This is a genomic window from Billgrantia sp. C5P2 (assembly GCF_051062895.2).
In genome coordinates this window covers 3322692-3340578 of sequence record NZ_CM128542.1, presented here as the reverse complement: position 1 = coordinate 3340578, position 17887 = coordinate 3322692, and the positions used below count along the sequence as shown (strand labels likewise).

General features: G+C 65.6%; 14 protein-coding genes. 5 read left to right on the top strand and 9 right to left on the bottom strand.

The genetic code is table 11. From position 1 onward, the window contains the following. Positions 1 to 140 precede the first annotated feature (140 nt). The 3 genes from ACRWQA_RS15350 to ACRWQA_RS15340 form a co-directional block, all read right to left on the bottom strand. The gene (locus tag ACRWQA_RS15350) at positions 141 to 2000 is read right to left on the bottom strand and encodes an ABC transporter ATP-binding protein (RefSeq protein WP_434228233.1); all 1860 of its coding nucleotides are present in this window, start codon (positions 1998 to 2000) and stop codon (positions 141 to 143) included. 91 nt (positions 2001 to 2091) lie between these two features. Next, the gene (locus ACRWQA_RS15345; RefSeq protein WP_434228103.1) at positions 2092 to 3837 is read right to left on the bottom strand and encodes a peptidoglycan DD-metalloendopeptidase family protein; all 1746 of its coding nucleotides are present in this window, start codon (positions 3835 to 3837) and stop codon (positions 2092 to 2094) included. Positions 3838 to 4062: 225 nt separating this feature from the next. Further along, positions 4063 to 4911 carry a pirin family protein gene (locus ACRWQA_RS15340; RefSeq protein WP_263583050.1) on the bottom strand — a complete coding sequence of 283 codons (849 nt, stop codon included), beginning with the start codon at positions 4909 to 4911 and terminating at the stop codon, positions 4063 to 4065. Between the two features lie 110 nt (positions 4912 to 5021). Here ACRWQA_RS15340 and ACRWQA_RS15335 point away from each other — a divergent pair, with 110 nt between their 5' ends. Together ACRWQA_RS15335 and ACRWQA_RS15330 are read left to right on the top strand one after the other, a co-directional pair. Beyond that, entirely contained in the window at positions 5022 to 5918 is an 897-nt protein-coding gene (locus tag ACRWQA_RS15335; RefSeq protein ID WP_263583051.1) for a LysR family transcriptional regulator, read from the top strand. Between the two features lie 103 nt (positions 5919 to 6021). Beyond that, positions 6022 to 7026 carry a glutathione S-transferase family protein gene (locus ACRWQA_RS15330; RefSeq protein ID WP_434228101.1) on the top strand — a complete coding sequence of 335 codons (1005 nt, stop codon included), beginning with the start codon at positions 6022 to 6024 and terminating at the stop codon, positions 7024 to 7026. A 45-nt stretch (positions 7027 to 7071) separates the two neighbouring features. On the opposite strand, the gene ACRWQA_RS15325 is transcribed toward ACRWQA_RS15330, so the two are convergent. The 5 genes from ACRWQA_RS15325 to ACRWQA_RS15305 form a co-directional block, all read right to left on the bottom strand. Continuing rightward, entirely contained in the window at positions 7072 to 8040 is a 969-nt protein-coding gene (locus tag ACRWQA_RS15325) for a substrate-binding domain-containing protein (RefSeq protein WP_263583053.1), read from the bottom strand. A 94-nt stretch (positions 8041 to 8134) separates the two neighbouring features. Next, the gene (locus ACRWQA_RS15320) at positions 8135 to 9130 is read right to left on the bottom strand and encodes an ABC transporter permease (protein WP_263583054.1); all 996 of its coding nucleotides are present in this window, start codon (positions 9128 to 9130) and stop codon (positions 8135 to 8137) included. A 1-nt stretch (position 9131) separates the two neighbouring features. Further along, positions 9132 to 10646, bottom strand: coding sequence for a sugar ABC transporter ATP-binding protein (locus ACRWQA_RS15315; protein WP_434228098.1), 1515 nt, complete (start codon positions 10644 to 10646; stop codon positions 9132 to 9134). Further along, positions 10643 to 11809 (bottom strand): Gfo/Idh/MocA family protein, encoded by a 1167-nt coding sequence (locus tag ACRWQA_RS15310; protein ID WP_434228097.1) that lies wholly within the window; start codon positions 11807 to 11809, stop codon positions 10643 to 10645. Before ACRWQA_RS15310 ends, ACRWQA_RS15315 begins: the two co-directional genes overlap by 4 nt. A 16-nt stretch (positions 11810 to 11825) precedes the next feature. Next, positions 11826 to 12881, bottom strand: coding sequence for a sugar phosphate isomerase/epimerase family protein (locus ACRWQA_RS15305; RefSeq protein ID WP_434228095.1), 1056 nt, complete (start codon positions 12879 to 12881; stop codon positions 11826 to 11828). A gap of 421 nt (positions 12882 to 13302) precedes the next feature. Here ACRWQA_RS15305 and ACRWQA_RS15300 point away from each other — a divergent pair, with 421 nt between their 5' ends. Then, entirely contained in the window at positions 13303 to 14307 is a 1005-nt protein-coding gene (locus ACRWQA_RS15300; RefSeq protein WP_263583058.1) for a LacI family DNA-binding transcriptional regulator, read from the top strand. Positions 14308 to 14320: 13 nt separating this feature from the next. On the opposite strand, the gene ACRWQA_RS15295 is transcribed toward ACRWQA_RS15300, so the two are convergent. Beyond that, the gene (locus tag ACRWQA_RS15295) at positions 14321 to 14776 is read right to left on the bottom strand and encodes a YaiI/YqxD family protein (protein ID WP_263583059.1); all 456 of its coding nucleotides are present in this window, start codon (positions 14774 to 14776) and stop codon (positions 14321 to 14323) included. Between the two features lie 439 nt (positions 14777 to 15215). Here ACRWQA_RS15295 and ACRWQA_RS15290 point away from each other — a divergent pair, with 439 nt between their 5' ends. Continuing rightward, positions 15216 to 16940, top strand: coding sequence for a DEAD/DEAH box helicase (locus tag ACRWQA_RS15290; protein ID WP_263583060.1), 1725 nt, complete (start codon positions 15216 to 15218; stop codon positions 16938 to 16940). A 161-nt stretch (positions 16941 to 17101) separates the two neighbouring features. After that, a complete protein-coding gene (locus ACRWQA_RS15285; protein ID WP_263583061.1) occupies positions 17102 to 17833 on the top strand; it encodes a GntR family transcriptional regulator in 732 nt (243 codons plus the stop codon). Positions 17834 to 17887 lie beyond the last annotated feature (54 nt).

Sequence of the window (17887 nt, the reverse complement as noted above, 5' to 3'; positions counted from 1 at the left end):
AGCCTGTGGATAGCCAGCGCATGAGGAACGCTTCTCTTGATGGTGATAGGGGATGGTATGTGCCGCATCGGCGATGCGACTCTTCCGTTATAGCCAAACGCTGAACAAGCGTCAACGAATGGATGGGGTTTTGTCGGGGCCTATCGATAACCCTCGGCCTGCAGCCGGAACAGCCTGGCATAGCGGCCGTTCTGCGCCATCAGGCCCTCGTGGTCGCCGCGTTCGATGACTTCGCCGCCGTCGATCACGAGGATCTGGTCGGCGGCGCGCACCGTGGAGAAGCGGTGTGAGATGAGGATGGTCATCTTGTCGCGGCGATGCTCGCGGAAGTCGGCATAGACCGCCGCTTCGGCGGCGGCATCCATCGCTGCGGTGGGCTCGTCTAGCACCAGGATGTCGGCGCTCTCGCGCATGTAGGCCCGTGCCAGGGCGATCTTCTGCCACTGACCGCCGGAGAGTTCCTGGCCGCCCTTGAACCAGCGCCCCAGTTGGGTGTGGTAGCCGCCGGGCATGTCGCGAATGAACTCGTCGGCCAGCCCGCGCTCGGCGGCCTCCTGCCAGCGGGCTTCGTCGGCGAAGGCCTCGACGTCGCCGGCGCCGAGGTTCTCGCCCACCTTGAGCTGGTAGCGCACGAAGTCCTGGAAGATCACCCCGATGCGCCGCCGCAGGGTGGCCACGTCCCACTCGCGCAGGTCGCTGCCGTCGAGCAGGATACGGCCGCTGCTGGGTTCGTAGAGGCGGGTGAGCAGCTTGATCAGCGTGGTCTTGCCGGAGCCGTTGGCGCCCACCAGGGCCAGGCTCTGCCCCGGGGCCACATGCAGGGAAATGTCGCGCAGGGCAGGCCGCTCGGCGCCGGGGTAGGTGAAGCCGACGTGCTCGAAGCGAATGCCGTCGCCGGGCCGTATGCCCTGGGTGAGGGTGCCGCCTTCGGCGGCCACCGGTTGCTCCAGGTACTCGTAGAGGTTCGACAGGTAGAGGTTGTCCTCGTACATGCCGCTGATCGAGGTGAGGCTGGCCGACAGCGCCGCCTGGCCCTGCTTGAACACCATCAGGTACATGGTCATCTCGCCCAGTGTCAGCGTGCCCGTGATCGTCTCTACCACCACCCAGGCATAGGCGCCGTAGAAGGCCAGTGTGCCGAGCAGACCGAGCAGGAAACCCCAGGTCTCGCGGCGAATGGTCAGCCGCCTGTCCTCGCCGTAGAGGGCGTCGAAGATCTTGCGGTAGCGCTCGAGCAGCAGCGGTTCCAGCCCGAACAGCTTGACCTCCTTGATGCTGTCCTCACGTGCCAGCACGGTTTCCAGGTAGATCTGCATGCGGGTCTGGGGCGAACGCCAGCGGAACAGGCGGAAGGCATCGCCGGAAAACTTGGCCTCGGAGACGAATACCGGCAGGGCCCCAATCACCAGGATCAGGATTGCCCAGGGTGAGAACTGCACCAGCAGCACGCCGAAGCTGGCCAGTGAAATTGCATTCTGCAGCAGCGAGAAGGTCTTGTTGACCAGCCCCAGCGGGCGGGTCGAGGCTTCACGCCTGGCCCGGGTGAGCTTGTCATAGAATTCGGAATCCTCGAACTGGGTAAGCGACAGCGTGCCCGCCTTCTCCAGGATCATGACATTGACCTTCTGCCCCAGCAGCGCCCTCAGCAACGACTGCTGTGCCGATAGCCCGCGCTGGGCCAGCGCGATGGCGGCGATCACGCCGGCCTCCGCCAGCACGTAGCGCATCACCGGCCAGGCGTTCTCTAAGGTCAGGGCGGCGCCGGTCTCGCGGTGATGGGCCATGGCCGCGACCACGGCGTCGACGATCAGTTGTCCGATCCAGGCGGCCACCGCCGGCAGTACGCCGGCGATCAGGGTACAGATCGCGAGCCCCAGGGTGAGCGCACGGGAGGTCTGCCATACCAGTGTCAGCGCGCGGCGGCTGTAGCGGAATACGCCGAAGAAGGCCGCCAGGCGGTTGCCGTTGGATGGCGGTGGGGCGGGAGCGGTGCGGCGCATGGGCTGAGTGGACAAGGGCTCCGTTCAAGAGACGACGCCCTGCTGAGAAGCAGGGCGTCGTGTGGCGTACCGTGATGCGTTCCGCGTCGGCTCAGTCGTCGTCGCTTTCGTCGTCGGCCGAGGCTTGGGCCACCACCGGACCGGTCTGGCCGGAACGCAGTGCGGCGAGCAGCGGCTCGGCTTCGCGCTGGAAGGCCATCAGGCTTTCGCCTTCGAGACTCTGGCTCTCCGGCAGCTCGACCTGCATGGCATCGACCGCGTTGTTGTTGACGATGACTTCATAATGCAGGTGAGGACCGGTGCTGCGGCCGGTATTGCCCGACAGTGCGATGCGTTCGCCCATCGAGACACGGTCGCCGCGATTCACCATGGCGCGCGAGAGGTGCAGGTAGCGCGTGCGGTAACCGTTGTCGTGGCGAACCACGATATAGCGACCCGCCATGGGGTGGTTGCCGACCTTCTCGACGCGACCGTCGGCCGGCGCAGTAACGGGCGTACCGATGGGCATCGCCCAGTCGGTACCGCGGTGCGGGCTGACGCGCCCGGTCACCGGATGCAGGCGGCGCGGATTGAAGCTGGAGCTCATGCGGTAGCTACCCTCGAACGGGTAGCGACTGAAGGCGGGGTCGAGGCTCTGGCCGTCCGGGGTGTAGAAGTTGTTGTCGTCGCGGTTGCGCACCAGCGTCAGGTCCATACGGGCGCCCTGATACTGGATGGCCAGCACGCGCGAGTCGAAGCTGGCGCCATCGATGATGTCGGACTCGATCAGCACCTGGAATTCGTCGCCGCGGCGGGTGTCGCGGCGGAAATCGAGCTTCTTCTCCAGCAGGCGCGATACCTGTGCCACCTCGGTGCTGGAAAGGCCGGTAGCCTGGGCGGAGCGGGCAAAGCTGCCGCTGACGCTGCCGGCGAACAAGCGCTGCGTGGCTTCGCCGGCGCGCTCGATGGTGGCGACATCGAAACCGTCTTCGTCGCGCTCGAGCATGAAGCCTTCGCGGGCGTTCTTCATGATACGCATGGCCAGCAGGCGTTCCTGCTCGTCGAGCTGATACTCGAAGGTATTGCCGACCCGCCAGTGGGTCAGCAGACGCTTGTCGGGCATGCTGTCGAGAAGATGCATTGCCTCGCTGTAGCCGAGGCCGAGTTCGTTCTGGGCCAGCACGGCGAAGGTGTCGCCCTGCTGCACGGTGTAGGTGCGCCACTCCGGCACGAAAGGTTCGGCGGCGGCAACCTCGTGGTCGAAGTTGATCGGGCCATCCTCGAACAGCGCCAGCTCTTCGTCCGGATAGTCCTCGTAGGAGGTCGCGTCGGTAGCCAGCGCCTCGTCGTCGGTATAGGTATCGTCGAGCATGCCGCTGGCCAGGGTGCCGATCACCATGGCCATGTGCAGGGCGCCGGGGTCCAGCTCCGTTACCAGTTCGATGCCGCTGTCGCCGGTCATGACGGGGCGAGCAGCAGCAGTAGCGGCATCGAACTCGGCAGCGGCTGGAGTCGAGGAAGCCGCTTGGCCTGCCTGGGCCACGGTGACCCCGGAAAGATCGACGACTTCACTGGGCTTCAACTGGGAGAGAGGTATGTAGTCACGGGTGGCGTCGATGGCCTGGGTAGCGATTTCAATGGCATCGGCGACGGAGTAGCGCTCGCTGTTGAGGGCGGGGAGGCCTGGGTGGGCCTCTGGCGACAGGGGGAAGAGAACGGTTTCGGGCACTTGGCCCTGTCGCTGGGTATTCTCGACGACGGTAACGATTTTTTGCGCACCTAGCACGGTCACCATGGTGGCGACGGGTAACAGCAACAACTTATGCGTGCGAGGCAGCGAATGAAGGATTCGCAACATGTGTTTCGGCCATAAAAAAAGATGACAAGAATATAAAAAGGCACGGGAACCTTAACCCATGATATATGGCCTGCCTAGACTGTACATTCATACAGCAAGATGTGCCCGGAGTCCCTCGCATGAGGCTCCAGGCCGTCTGAATATTGTCGAACAGTGTTCAACAAAGTCATTGAACGTGAATAAAAGGGAGGAAACAACCCCTATTCGGTAAATGAGTCGAATGCATCAATCGGTGAAGCTGCCATGGCGATAGTCGTGCAGCGCCTGGTCGATCTCGTGCATGTGGTTCATCACGAAGGGGCCGTAGTGGGCAATCGGTTCACCATGCGGCGTGCCGGCAAGCACCAGGCACTGGGCGCCCTCGCGGCTGCCGAGAGACAGCATCTCTCCCGCACCCAGCCGGGCCAGTTGGCCGGCGGAGACATTCTCGCCGCCGATCTCCAGTGCGCCGTCGAAAACGTAGACGGCCAGCGTCTCGCTGTTTGCCACGAGCGTCATTTCGCCGCCGGCCTCGAGCCGCGCATGGGCCACGGCACCATCGCCCGCCAGGGAGTCCAGCGGGCCCGCGACGCTCTCTCCGGCCTGTGTCATCCAGTTGCCGCCCAGTACGATCAGTTCCCCCTTGTCTGCTTTCAGGCGCGGCATTTCGCCGCCGCGCACGTCGCGGTAGCGAGCTTCGCTCAGCTTCTCCTTTGCCGGCAGGTTCAGCCACAGCTGGAAACCATGCAATCCCTGGCTGTCGGTCAGCGGCATTTCGGAGTGGACGATGCCGCGGCCGGTGTGCATCCACTGGGCGTCGCCGGCCTGGATGGTGCTGCTGTGCCCCAGGTGATCCTCATGGGTAATGCCGCCATGGATGATGTAGGTCAGCGTCTGGATGCCACGGTGCGGGTGCGGCGGGAAACCGCCGATATAGTCGTCGGGCCGGTCGGAGCCGAGCTCATCCAGCATCAGGAAGGGGTCGAGTTCACCGTCGAAGCGGTGGATTCGCTGGATGTGGACGCCGTCGCCATCCTGGCTCGGGTGGCTCTGGATCAGGCTCTCTATGCGGCGAGTGTTGGTGCTGGCGACCATGATGCGGTCTCCCATAGTTGGTTCTGAAATGCTGGATAACTGGCATTCTAGTCCGTATTTTTCGAAGATTAAGCGCAACCTTTCGCAGCTTTCATTCGAGGAAGTCGAATATGTCTCGTGTCACCCTGGCCCAGTGGCAGATGCTTGCGGCGGTCGTCGACCACGGCGGCTTCGCGCGGGCCGCCGAGGCGGTCCACAAGAGCCCCTCGACCCTCAACCACGCCGTGCACAAGCTCGAAGAGCAGCTCGGCGTCAGAGTGCTGGAGCCGGTGGGGCGCCAGGTGCGCCTGACCGAGGCCGGCGAGATGCTCTTGCGCCGGGCGCGCCAGTTGATCGAGAGCGCCGAGGCGCTGGAGGACGTGGCAGGTCGTCTCGCCGAGGGCCTAGAGGCCGAAGTGGTGCTGTCGGTTGACCAGATCTTTCCCACCGGTGCCTTGGCGGCAGCGTTGAGCCGTTTCTCTGCCGACTATCCCTACGTTCGCGTACAGCTCCACGAGACGGTGCTCAATGGCGGTATCGAGATGCTCTACGACGGACGCGCCGACCTGGCCATTTCCGGCCTGGCGGCACAGGGCTTTCTCGGCGAACCGCTGGTCTCGATCCGTTTCATCGCCGTGGCCCATCGCGATCACGAGCTGCACGCGCTCGATCGCGAACTCGACCTGCGCGACCTGCAGCGGCATCGCCAACTGGTGGTGCGCGACTCGGCGCTGCGCCAGTCGATGGATGCCGGCTGGCTCAAGGCGGAGCAGCGCTGGACGGTGAGCCATCTGGAAACCTCCATCGACATGGTCCGGCGCGGCCTGGGATTCGCCTGGCTGCCCGAGACGCGCATTCATGGCGATCTAGAACATGGCGTGCTGCGCCCGCTGCCGCTTTCGGCCGGCGGCAACCGCGAGGTGCCCATGCAGATGATCTTTCGTGACCGCGACCGGGCGGGCCCCGCGACCCATGCCGTGGCCCGCGCGCTGCATGAAGCGGTAGCGAGTACCTGTCGGGGTCGGTAGCGATCGTTCGCATTTTTCGATGGCAGAAACGGAAAAACTGCGCTTGAGCGATAAGCAGGGGGCGTTACTCTCACTAGCCAAATGACAGAATATGGAGAACGCAATGGGCCTGTTGATCGACGGCAAGTGGCACGACCAGTGGTACGACACCAAGAAGCATGGCGGCGAGTTCGTGCGCGAATCGGCCAAGCTGCACGACTGGATCAGCCGTGACGGCCGCCCTGGCCCCGACGGGCAGCGCGCCGTGCCGGCGGAATCGGGGCGCTTCCATCTCTATGTCTCGCTGGCCTGCCCCTGGGCGCACCGCACCCTGATCATGCGCAAACTCAAGGGGCTCGAGGATATCCTTGGCGTGTCCCACGTCAGTCCGCTGATGCTCGATCAGGGTTGGACCTACCACGAGGATGAAGGCTCGAGCGGCGATCCGGTCAACGGCGTCGAGTACCACCGCGAGCTCTACACCCTGACCGACCCACACTACACCGGCCGGGTCACGGTGCCGGTTTTGTGGGACAAGAAGGAGGGGCGGATCGTCAACAACGAGTCCGCCGAGCTGGTACGCATCCTCAACGACGCCTTCGACGAACTTGCCGACAACCGGCTCGACTTCTACCCCGCGGACCTGCGCGAGACCATCGACGCGGTCAACGAGGATGTCTACGAGCACATCAACAACGGCGTCTACAAGTCGGGCTTCGCCACCGAGCAGGCGGTCTACGACAAGCACGTCACGGCGCTGTTCGAGGCGCTCGACCGCGTCGAGGCGCGCCTGGCCGAAAACCGCTACCTGGCCGGCGAATGGCTGACCGAAGCCGACGTGCGCCTGTTCACCACCCTGGTGCGCTTCGATGCCGTCTACTACGGTCACTTCAAGTGCAACTTCAGGCGCATCGAGGACTATCCCAACCTCTCGAACTATCTGCGCGAGCTGTACCAATGGCCGGGCGTGGCCGAGACGGTAGACCTCGAGCACATCAAGCGTCACTACTACTACAGCCACGACACCATCAACCCGACGCGCATCGTGCCGAAGGGGCCGCTGCTCGCCTTCGAGCGCCCCCACGACCGCGAACGGCTGCCGGGGCAGGGGATCCGCAAGAAAGGCTGATGGGGCCCGCCGCTCCCAGAGTGGAGCGGCGGCGATGCCGCTTTCTCAGTAGGCGGCATCCGGCTGGTAGAACTCCTCGACGTTGTCCGCGGTGATCAGGTCGGCGGCCAGGATGACCCGCGACGGCACGCCGTGGTACATGTTGCCCAGACGCTCCCCCTTCACGCCGTGCACGGCCAGGGCGATGGCGGAGGCGATCATGTTGGGGGGATAGGTCACCGTGCCGCGAACCACCGGATGGTCGTCGCGAATCATCTCGATGACCCGCTGCGAGCCACCGCCGCCGACGATCAACTGCACGTCATCGCGCTCGTTTTCCTCCACCGCGCGCAGGGCGGCGAGCAGCACGTCGTCGTCGCCGGCCCAGATGGCATCGACATGCGGGTTGCTGCCGAGCAGGTCCTCGGTCACGCTCAGGGCCTTCTGCGGATTCCAGTCGGTGGCCTGGGAATCGAGGATGGTGATGCCGGGATAGTCGGCCATCACCGCATTGAAGGCCTCGACGCGCTGGGAGTTGATCGGGATCGAGGGGCCTTCGAGCACCAGGATCTCGCCCTCGCCGTCGAGTGCCTCGGCCATGTAGCGGGCTGCCTCTTCGCCGAGCCCCGGGTTGTCGCCGGCGAGGAAGACGTTCTGGGTCGGCTCTTCCAGCTCGCGGTCGACAACCACCGTGTAGATGCCCGATTCGTAGGCCTCGCCGATCACCTGCTGCAGCGTGGCGGGGTTGTGGGGCAGGATCACCAGCGCATCGATGTCGCGGATCATCAGGTCTTCGACATTGGAGACCTGGGCGGTGCCCGAACTGGCCGACAGCACCGTGAAGCTGACGTCGTCGTACTGCTCGGCCAGCTCTTCGGTGGCGCGTTGTGCCCACCACAGCAGGCCGGCGGTCCAGCCATGGTCGGCGGAGGGTACGGTCACGCCGATATGGTAGTCATCGGCGCTGGCGATGATCGAAGTGGCCGCCAGCGTGCCCGCCAGGACGGTTTGCTTGAGAACGCGTGTTATCGTCATTGTTGTCACTCCCGTTGCAGCGTGGTTGAACGAATGGGCTGGCTTACCCAGCGATGACGGCACGGCGATCATGTCCGCCGGCCATCGATTCCAGTCAGCCGGTGCGTCGGTACTGCAGCAGCACCGCCAGCAGGATCACGGCTCCCTTGACCAGGCCCTGCAGGTAGGGCGAGACACCGGTCAGGTTGAGCATGTTGTTGATGATGCCGAGGATCAGCGCGCCGATGACCGTGCCCCACACCGAGCCGCGCCCGCCGGACAGCGCCGTGCCGCCGATCACCACCGCGGCGATGGCGTCGAGCTCGTAGAAGTAGCCGGCGTCGCTGGGGCTGACCGAGTTGAGCCGCGAGCTCAGCATGATGGCGGAGATTCCCACGCAGACCCCGGCGATCACGAAGGTGCTGAGCACTACCCGCTCGACGCGAATGCCGGAGTAGCGGGCCACCTGCGGGTTGGCACCCACGGCGCAGACATGCCGCCCGAAGGGCGTATGGAAGAGCAGGACGTGTGCGGCCAGGGCGAGCCCGAAGAAGGTCCACACCGGAATTGGCAGGCCGAGGAGGAAACCGCCGCCAATGTCGGAAAAAAGCGGGTTGCGGGTCGTCACTTCACCGGCATCGGTGAAGTAGAGCGCCAGCGAGCGGAAGATCGACATGGTGGCCAGCGTGACCACGAAGGCGGCCATTCGCCCTCGAGTGACCAGCAGCCCGTTGAACAACCCGAACAGCGAACCCACGACCACGGCGGCCAGCATACCGAGGAGTACGCCCTGGATGGGGTCGGCGACGGCGTTGACCACGTAGAGCAGCAGTACGCCCACCAGGGCCACCATCGAGCCCACCGACAAGTCGATACCGCCGGCAATGATCACGAAGGTCATGCCGATGGCGATGATGCCGGTGTAGGAGACCTGGCGCAGCACGTTGGAAATATTGCGCGAGTTGAGGAAATACTCGCTGGCGAGCGACGAGAGCACGAAAAGAATGAGCAGCGCCAGCAGCGGCGCCAGGATGGTGGCGTTGACCGGCAGCCGGCGCAGGCGCCGCAGGCCCAGTTGCCCCATCGGTTTGGAGTTGGAAGCGTCGTTCATCTCAATGTACCTCGGCCCCTGCCTGGCCGCGCTGACGTGCGCCGGCGGCGTAGAGCATGATGTCCTGTTCGTTGATCTGGTCGTCGTCGAGCTCGGCGGCGATGCGTCCCTCGCGTATCACCAGCACCCGGTCGCACAGGCCGATGATCTCCTCCAGCTCCGAGGAGATGACCAATACCGCCTTGCCCTGGTCGGTCAGCGAGCGAATCAGCCGATAGATCTGCTGCTTGGTGGCGATGTCGATGCCGCGGGTGGGCTCGTCGAGGATCAGCACCTCGGGGTCGATGTCGAGCAGCTTGGCCAGATACACCTTCTGCTGGTTGCCGCCGCTGAGCAGCTGTACCGGGTCGCTGAGCCGCGCCGCCTTGATCGCCAGGCGCTGCTGGTACTCCTCGGCGCGCCGACGCTCGGCGCGGTGGCGTATCAGCCCGCGCACGTAGCGTGGCAGGCTCAACGCGGTGATGTTCTCCATCACATTGAACGACAGCACCAGGCCCTTGCCCTGGCGATCTTCCGAGAGATAGGCCAGGCCGTTGGCATGGGCTGCGCGCGGCGAGTCGATGGCCAGCGGCTTGCCGTCCAGCTCGATCTCGCCGCTGCTCTTGCGCCGCAGGCCCATGATCGCCTCGGCGATTTCGGTACGCCCCGAGCCGACCAGGCCGGCGAGGCCCAATACCTCGCCGCGGTGCAGCGTGAAGCCGATGTCATGCAGCAGGCCGGGCACGCTCAGGCCACTCACCCGCAAGGCAGCGGTTCCCGGCGTGGTGCGCTTGTCGGGGAAGAGCTGCGACAGCTCGCGACCCACCATCTTGCAGGCCATCTCCTCCTCGCTGAGCTCGGCGGCCTGGCACAGGTCGATCTGCTGACCATCGCGCAGAATCAGCAGTCGGTCGCACAGCTGCTTGACCTCCTTGAGCTTGTGCGAGATGAACATGACCGCCACGCCCTTGGCGACCAGCGCGCGCACCACCTTGAACAGCACCGCGACCTCGCGGTCGGTCAGCACCGTGGTGGGCTCGTCGAGGATCACGATGCGCGCATCGTGAACCAGAACACGGGCCACCTCGACCATCTGACGCTCGGCCACGCTGAGCCGCTCGATGGGCAACTCCGGGTCGAGTTCCACTTCCAGCGAGTGCAGCACTTCGCGGGTGCGCTGGCGCATCCGGGCGCGGTCGAGCAGGCCGCCACGGCGGAGTTCTTGGCCCAGGAAGACGTTCTCGTAGACCCGCAGGGTCGAGACCAGGTTGAATTCCTGGGGGATCATCGCCACGCCGTGGCGGCGGGCCGTGATCGGGTCGAGTGCGCTGAAGGTCTGTCCGTCGAGGGTCACGCGGCCGGCGCTGGGCGTATAAACGCCGCTGACGATCTTGAGCAGGGTCGACTTGCCGGCGCCATTCTCGCCGAGAATGCCCAATACCTCGCCAGGGGCGAGATCGAAGGCGATGTCCTCGAGCACCGTGACCGGGCCGAAGGCCTTGCCGATCCCTTCCAGGCGCAGGACCGGATGGCTCATGGCACGTCTCCCACGTCCTGCAGCGAGGTCCAGGCGCCCGCCGCGCGGCTGGAGGCGAGCGTGGCGGCGATGAAGCGCATGCCCTCGACGCCATCCTCCACGCCCGGTAGCCAGGGCGTTTCGAGGCCTTCGTCGAGGCCGTCGCTGAGCGCCTGGTAGAGGTTGGCAAAGGCTTCCAGGTAGCCCTCCGGGTGACCGCCGGGAATCCGAATGCCACGGGCGATGTCGGCGCCGAGGCGGTCGTCGCGGCGCGTCAGGCGCTGGGCCGGACCGTCGAGCGGGGCGAAGTGGAGCTCATTGGGCGACTCTTGCGCCCAGCGCAGGCTGGCCTTCTCGCCCACTACGCGGATGCTGAGCCCGTTCTCGAAGCCGGGGGCGGTCTGGCTGGCCCACAGCATGCCGCGGGCGCCGTCGGCGAAGCGCAGCAGCGCGTGGACGTTGTCGTCGAGTTCGCGTCCCGGCACGGCGTTGAACAGCTCTGCGCTGACCTCGCTCACCCGCTGGCCGCTGATGAACTGGGCCAGGTGGAAGGCGTGCACGCCGATATCGCCCAGGCAACCCGCCGCCCCGGCCCTGGCCGGGTCCAGGCGCCAGGCGGCCTGGCGGTTGTCGAGCCCCGGCGCCTCGCTGAGCCACTCCTGGACATACTCCACCTGCACGCTGCGAATGCGCCCCAGCTCGCCGCGTGCCACCAGCTCGCGGGCATGCTGGACCAGGGGGTAGCCGACGTAGTTGTGCGCCAGCACGAAGCGCTTGCCGCTGGCGTCGACGGCGGCTGCCAGTTGCTGCGCCTCGTCGACGCCCAGCGTCATCGGCTTCTCGCAGATCACGTGCTTGCCCGCCTTCAGGCAGGCCAGCGCCGCTGGGAAGTGCAGGTGGTTGGGCGTGACGATGGCGACGACTTCGGCGCCGTCATCGCGCGCGCACTCGCCGGCTAGCAGGGCCTGGTAGTCGGCATAGCAGCGCGCCTCGGCCACGCCCAGCTCTCGGGCCGTGGCCCGGTTGCGCTCGGGCTGCGACGAGAAGTTGCCGGCCACCAGCTCGAAGCGATCGTCCATGCGCGCGGCGATGCGATGCACGCCGCCAATCAGCGCGCCCTGGCCGCCGCCGACCATGGCCAGCCGCAGTCGTCGCGTCGTCTCGTTGCGTGATGTTGCGTTCATGTGCGGTCTCCTCGGGTCAGTCGAGTCCCAGCAGGGCGCGATTGGCTTGGCGGTCGGTGCCGGCGTCGGCAAAGTCGTCGAAGGCGCGGTCGGTCACCTGGATGATGTGCTCGGCAACGAAGCGGGCTCCCTCGGCGGCCCCCTGCTCGGGATGCTTGAGAGCGCATTCCCACTCGATCACTGCCCAGCCTTCGAAGTCGTACTGCGCCAGGCGCGAGAAGATGCCCTTGAAGTCCACCTGGCCGTCGCCCAGCGAGCGGAAGCGCCCGGCACGCTCCACCCAGGAGCTGTAGCCGCCGTAGACGCCTTGCTGGGCGGAGGGATGGAACTCGGCATCCTTGACGTGGAACATGCGGATGCGGGGGTGGTAGCGGTCGAGGAAGGCCAGATGGTCGAGCTGCTGCAGCACCATGTGCGACGGGTCGTAGAGAATGCAGCAGCGCGGGTGCTCGTCGACCTCGGCGAGGAAGCGCTCGAAGGTGGCGCCGTCATGCAGATCCTCGCCGGGGTGGATCTCGAAGCAGAGGTCGACCCCTTCGCCGTCGCAGACGTCGAGAATCGGCCGCCAGCGCTTGGCCAGCTCGGCGAAACCCTCCTCGACCAGGCCGGCAGGACGCTGCGGAAAAGGATAGAAGTAGGGCCACAGCAGCGAGCCGGAGAAGGTAGCTAGCGCATTCAGCCCCAGGTTGGCGCTGGCGCGGGCGGCGAGTTCGAGCTGCTCGACTGCCCATGCCTGGCGCGCCTCGGGGTTGCCGTGCAGCTCGGCTGGGGCGAAGCCGTCGAACAGGCTGTCGTAGGCCGGATGCACCGCCACCAGTTGCCCTTGCAGGTGGGCCGAGAGTTCGGTGACGACCAGGCCATGCCGGGCAAGAACGGCCTGGATCTCCTGGCAGTAGGCCAGGCTCTCGGCGGCTCGCTCCAGATCGAACAGGCGCTTGTCCCAGGTGGGGATCTGGACGCCTTCGAAGCCCAGCCCGGAGGCCCAGCGGGCGATGCCTTCCAGGCTGTCGAAGGGGGGCTCGTCGCCGGCGTACTGGGCCAGGAACAGGGCCGGCCCCTTGATGGTCTTCATCGAGTACCTCGCTTGTCGGTCTTGTCGGTGCGGGCGGCAAGCCCGTTAGACGATGTCTGCGGATGTAATGGATTACATTGCAGCAGCAAGGTCAATGAGGGTCAAGGCAATGGCTGAGGTTATCGAAGCAATGGATGGCGGCTGTAGAGGCGAAGGAAATGCGCTGGCTACGGGCTCGGTGGCCGCATAAGGGCTCATTGAGAGGGAAGGGGGCTTAGACTAAAGATGGACGGGAATGACGCTCACGCAGCCCGCACGAGAGGAGCTCGGCATTCTTCACCCTGGTGTAAAGCTTTACATTCCAAGGATGGCCAACTCACAATAGGATGAGCGTGGCGGGGCGGTGCCGGCCACGGCGTTACCGCGGCGGGACGACCACGTTATGCTAAAAGCCAAGCCAGCAGCCAAGCGAACTCTCTCCATGCCCACCATCAAGGACGTTGCCAAGGCGGCAGGCTGTTCCACGGCCACCGTGTCACGGGCGCTGGCCAGCCCGGAAAAGGTCACGGAGGCCACGCGGCAGCGCGTGGCGCGTGCCATTGCCGAGGTCGGCTATGCCCCCAACGTGGCGGCACGCAACCTGCGCCGCGCCGAGTCGCGAACGATCGTCACGCTGCTGCCCGACATCTCCAACCCGTTCTTCTCCGAGATCATCAACGGCATGGAGGAGGTGGCCCACCAGGCCGGCTACCAGGTATTGATCGGCGACTGCGAGCGCGACCCGGCCAGGGCCGAGGCCTACTTCAACCTGCTGCCGACCAACCAGGCCGACGGCATCATCCTGCTGACCTCCGATATTCCTCGTGCGCTGGTCAGCCACGCCGACGCCCGTGTGGATTCGCCGCTGGTCATGGCCTGCGAATTCTTCTCCGACATCGACCTGCCGACCGTCGCCATCGACAATTACCAGGCCACGGCCCACGCCATCGACTACCTGGTTTCGCTGGGCCACGAGCGTATCGCCTCGGTCTCCGGCCCCGCCGACAACCCTATCTGCCGCGATCGGACCCGTGGCTATCGTGACACGCTGGCCGCCCGGGGCTTGTCGAGCTCGGTGCGGGTGGTGGAAGGCGACTTCGGCTTTCGCTCGGGCTACCAGCAGGGGCTGGCACTGCTGGAGGACAGGGTTGCGCGGCCCAGTGCGATCTTCTGCCATAGCGACGAGATGGCCATCGGTGTGCTCAAGGCGGCCCGTCAGCTCGGCATTGGCGTGCCCGAGGCACTCTCGGTGGTGGGGTTCGACAACATCGGCTTCAGTGAGTACTGCGAGCCGGAGCTGACCACCGTCAGCCAGCCCCGTCACGAGATCGGTCAGCAGGCGATGCGCATGCTGCTGAATATCCTGGCGGGAGAGGGTGGGGTGCGTCGGCAGACCCTCAGCACACAGCTCATCGTACGCAAGAGTACCGGGCGCCCCTCGGCCTGACGTCGGCGGAAAGTTATTTCCTGGGCTGCTTTGCCAGCCACCTGTCCAACGCATTGGCGAACTCGCGCCGGTCGGCGTCGCTGTAGCCCTTGGGGCCGCCAGTGTGTTCGCCGCTGGAGCGCAGGGTTTCCATGAAATCCCGCATTTGCACCCGTGCGCGAATGTTGTTCCGATCGAGGATCTCGCCGCGGGTGGTCATCACCGCGGCGCCCTTGTCGATGGCTTCCAGGGCCAGCGGCAGGTCGGAGCTGATCAGCAGGTCGCCGGTCTCGAGGCGCGCCACGATCTCGTTGTCGGCGGCATCGAAGCCATGGCTCACCGACAGCGACTTGACCCACTTCGAGGGCGGCAGGGGGATCGAGTGGTTGGCGACGAACCAGGCCGGCGTGGTGGTGCGCTCGGCGGCGCGTACGATGATCTCGCGAGCGACCTTGGGGCAGGCGTCGGCATCGACCCATAACGTGGGCATTCGGGCAGGCTCCTCGCGGAAGAATTCATGTTTGTGTGATCGTAGCGTTGAAAGTACTGGTCATGAAACCAGTGTCGATGTTAGCATGCGCGCTCCTCGCATGTGTTGACCCCGCCATCATGACGATTCGCTCCGTATGCCACGCGTACGAGAGGCAATCACCGAGACTGACAGCAAACGCTGTAACGTCCGAGATGTGAAGATGGAGCGCCACAGGATGCCGCCAACCGGGCGACATCGGCGCAAAAAGGTCGCCACAGCGGTTCCCGCCCGATGGCGCGAACCGGATGCCAGGTGCGACCGGCGTCCCACGATAACGTGATCCGCCCTGTCCAGGCCGATTTGGCCGTTACGACAGAGCCACCGACCTGCCATGTGCTGCGTCGGGGATGCCTCAATGTGATTTGCCGGCGAGTGCCGGCCTACCAAGGTGTGATTGATGACCTCGACTTCTGTCGCCTCGCCGAGCTTCGGCGATCTTGCTTTGCTGCCTGCCGTTCTCGCCGCCGTCGAAACATTGGGTTACGAAACTCCATCTCCGATTCAGACACAGACCATTCCGGCGCTGCTGGAAGGGCGTGACATGCTGGGCCAGGCCCAGACCGGTACCGGCAAGACCGCGGCATTCGCCCTGCCGCTGCTCTCACGGCTCGAGCTGACTCGCCGCGAGACTCAGGTACTGGTGCTGGCACCGACCCGTGAGCTGGCTCAGCAAGTAGCCGCCTCATTCAGCAAGTACGGCCAGAACCTGCAGGGCCTGGAAGTGGCGACCCTGTGCGGAGGCCAGGAATATCGTGAACAGCTGGGCGCGCTGAAGCGCGGTGCCCAGGTGGTGGTGGGCACGCCGGGCCGGGTGATCGATCACCTCGACCGCGGCAGCCTCAAGCTCGACGGTCTGTCCTCCTTGGTGCTGGACGAAGCCGACGAGATGCTGCGCATGGGCTTCATCGACGACGTCAAGCGCGTCGTTGCCGATACTCCCAAGGAAGCTCAGCGGGTGTTCTTCTCCGCGACCCTGCCGACCGAGATCGAGCGCATCGTCAATCGCTACCTGGTCGACCCGGTCAAGGTGGCCATCGAGTCGGGTACCACCACCGGCGAGAACATCGAGCAGCGCCTGGTGCGCGTCGACGGCGGCGCCAAGCTGGAGGCGCTGTCGCGCATCCTGGAAGTCGAGGCGGTGGATGCCGCCATCGTCTTCGTGCGCACCCGGGCTGCCTGTACCACGCTGATGGAACAGCTCTCCGCGCGTGGCGTGAACGTGGCCAGCCTCTCCGGCGACCTTGACCAGAGCCTGCGCGAGCGCACCATCCAGCGTCTCAAGCGCGGCAAGGTCGACGTGTTGATCGCCACCGACGTGGCCGCCCGTGGCCTCGACGTGCCGCGCATCACCCACGTCTTCAACTACGACCTGCCCCAGGATGCCGAGGCCTACACCCACCGCATCGGCCGTACCGGCCGGGCCGGGCGTACCGGCATCTCGATCACCTTCGTCGGCTTCCGCGAGGGCCGCAAGGTGGGCTGGATCGAGCAGGCCACCGGCCAGAAGCTCAGCGAGATGGAGGTGCCCGACGAGGCCGCCATTCGCGCCCATCGTGACGAGGTGTTCCACCAGCGCATCATCGGTTCCCTCACTGCCGGTGCCGAGGAGCAGCGCGCGCTGGTCGAGCGCCTGGTGGCGGAAGGTCACGATCCGGTGGAGCTGGCCTGTGCTTTTGCCGCCCTGGCCCGCGCCGACGAGGCGCCCATCGGCCGCCTGCAGGCGCCGCGCAAGGAGCGTGTCGAGCGCGGCGGCGAGCGTGCATCGCGTGACGGCAAGCCGCCGCGTCGCGATCGTGACAGCCGTGGCCCGAGCGAAGGCATGACCCGTTATCGCGTTGCCGTCGGCCACAAGGACGGCGTCAAGCCGGGCCAACTGGTCGGCGCATTGGCCAACGAGGGGGGTATCGAAGGCTCGCGAATCGGTCGTATCGATATCCGCAACGCCTTCTCGGTGGTGGAACTGCCGAGCTCGCTGCCGCCGAGCATCCTGGCCAAGATGGCCCGTGCCCGCGTCGCCGGTCGCCCGCTGGAGATCAGCGAGGACGGGGGTGCCCCCGAGCGCGCTCCGCGCCGCCGCCGCGAAGACGGTGATGCACCGGTGCGTCGCCGCACCAGCGCCTAAGCGCTCCGTTCGCCGCTAGCGGCGAACGCGGAAGAATAAAGCCCAGGCCGGGAAACCGGCCTGGGCTTTTTCATGTCGACTTGCCAATTGCCATACTACCATACTAGTCTGTTCAGGGCGGCGACGCTCAGTGAACAATGAGAAAACGGAGAACGGTGCCCATGACAACTCCCCTGCAGGCCATGTGGCAGGAAGCGCGCGATGACGGCTCGGTCCGCGAGCGGCTCTACCGCGTGCTGCGCCAGTCGATCATCCGCATGGTGTTGGCACCCGGGCAGGCGCTGTCGGAAAAGGAGCTGGCCGATGCCTTCTCGGTGAGTCGCCAGCCGGTGCGCGAAGCCTTCATCCGGCTGTCGGAAGCGGGATTGGTCGAGGTGCGCCCTCAGCGCGGCACTTACGTGGTGAGAATTTCCCAGCAGGCCGTACTCGAAGCCCGCTTCGTGCGTGAGGCGATCGAGGTGGCGGTGGCCAAGGAGGCCGCCACGTTGGGGGTGGCCGAGCGCACCCTGGATGAACTGCGTGAATTGATCGAGCGCCAGCGGCGCTGCAGCGTTTCCAGCGATTACGATCGCTTCTTCCAGCTCGACGAGGCCTTCCATCGCGCGCTGTCGCTGGGGGTGGGGCATACCGCTGCCTGGCGCGTCACCGAGGAGGTCAAGGCGCAACTCGACCGGGTGCGCTACCTGAGCATTCCCGATTCGACCCCCATCGCCAAGCTGACCGACCAGCACTCGATGATCGTCGAGGCCATCGGCCGTCGCGATCCCGATGCGGCGAGTCAGGCCATGAGCGTGCACCAGCGCGAGATCCTGCAGTCACTGCCGGAGCTCATGCGCCGCTTCCCCGAGATGTTCGACGGTGAGCCCAGTGCTGTCGCCGTCGGCAGTAGGTAGTCGTCACGTAGCAACACGCCAAGCATGAGACGCAATAACCACAACACACGTCAG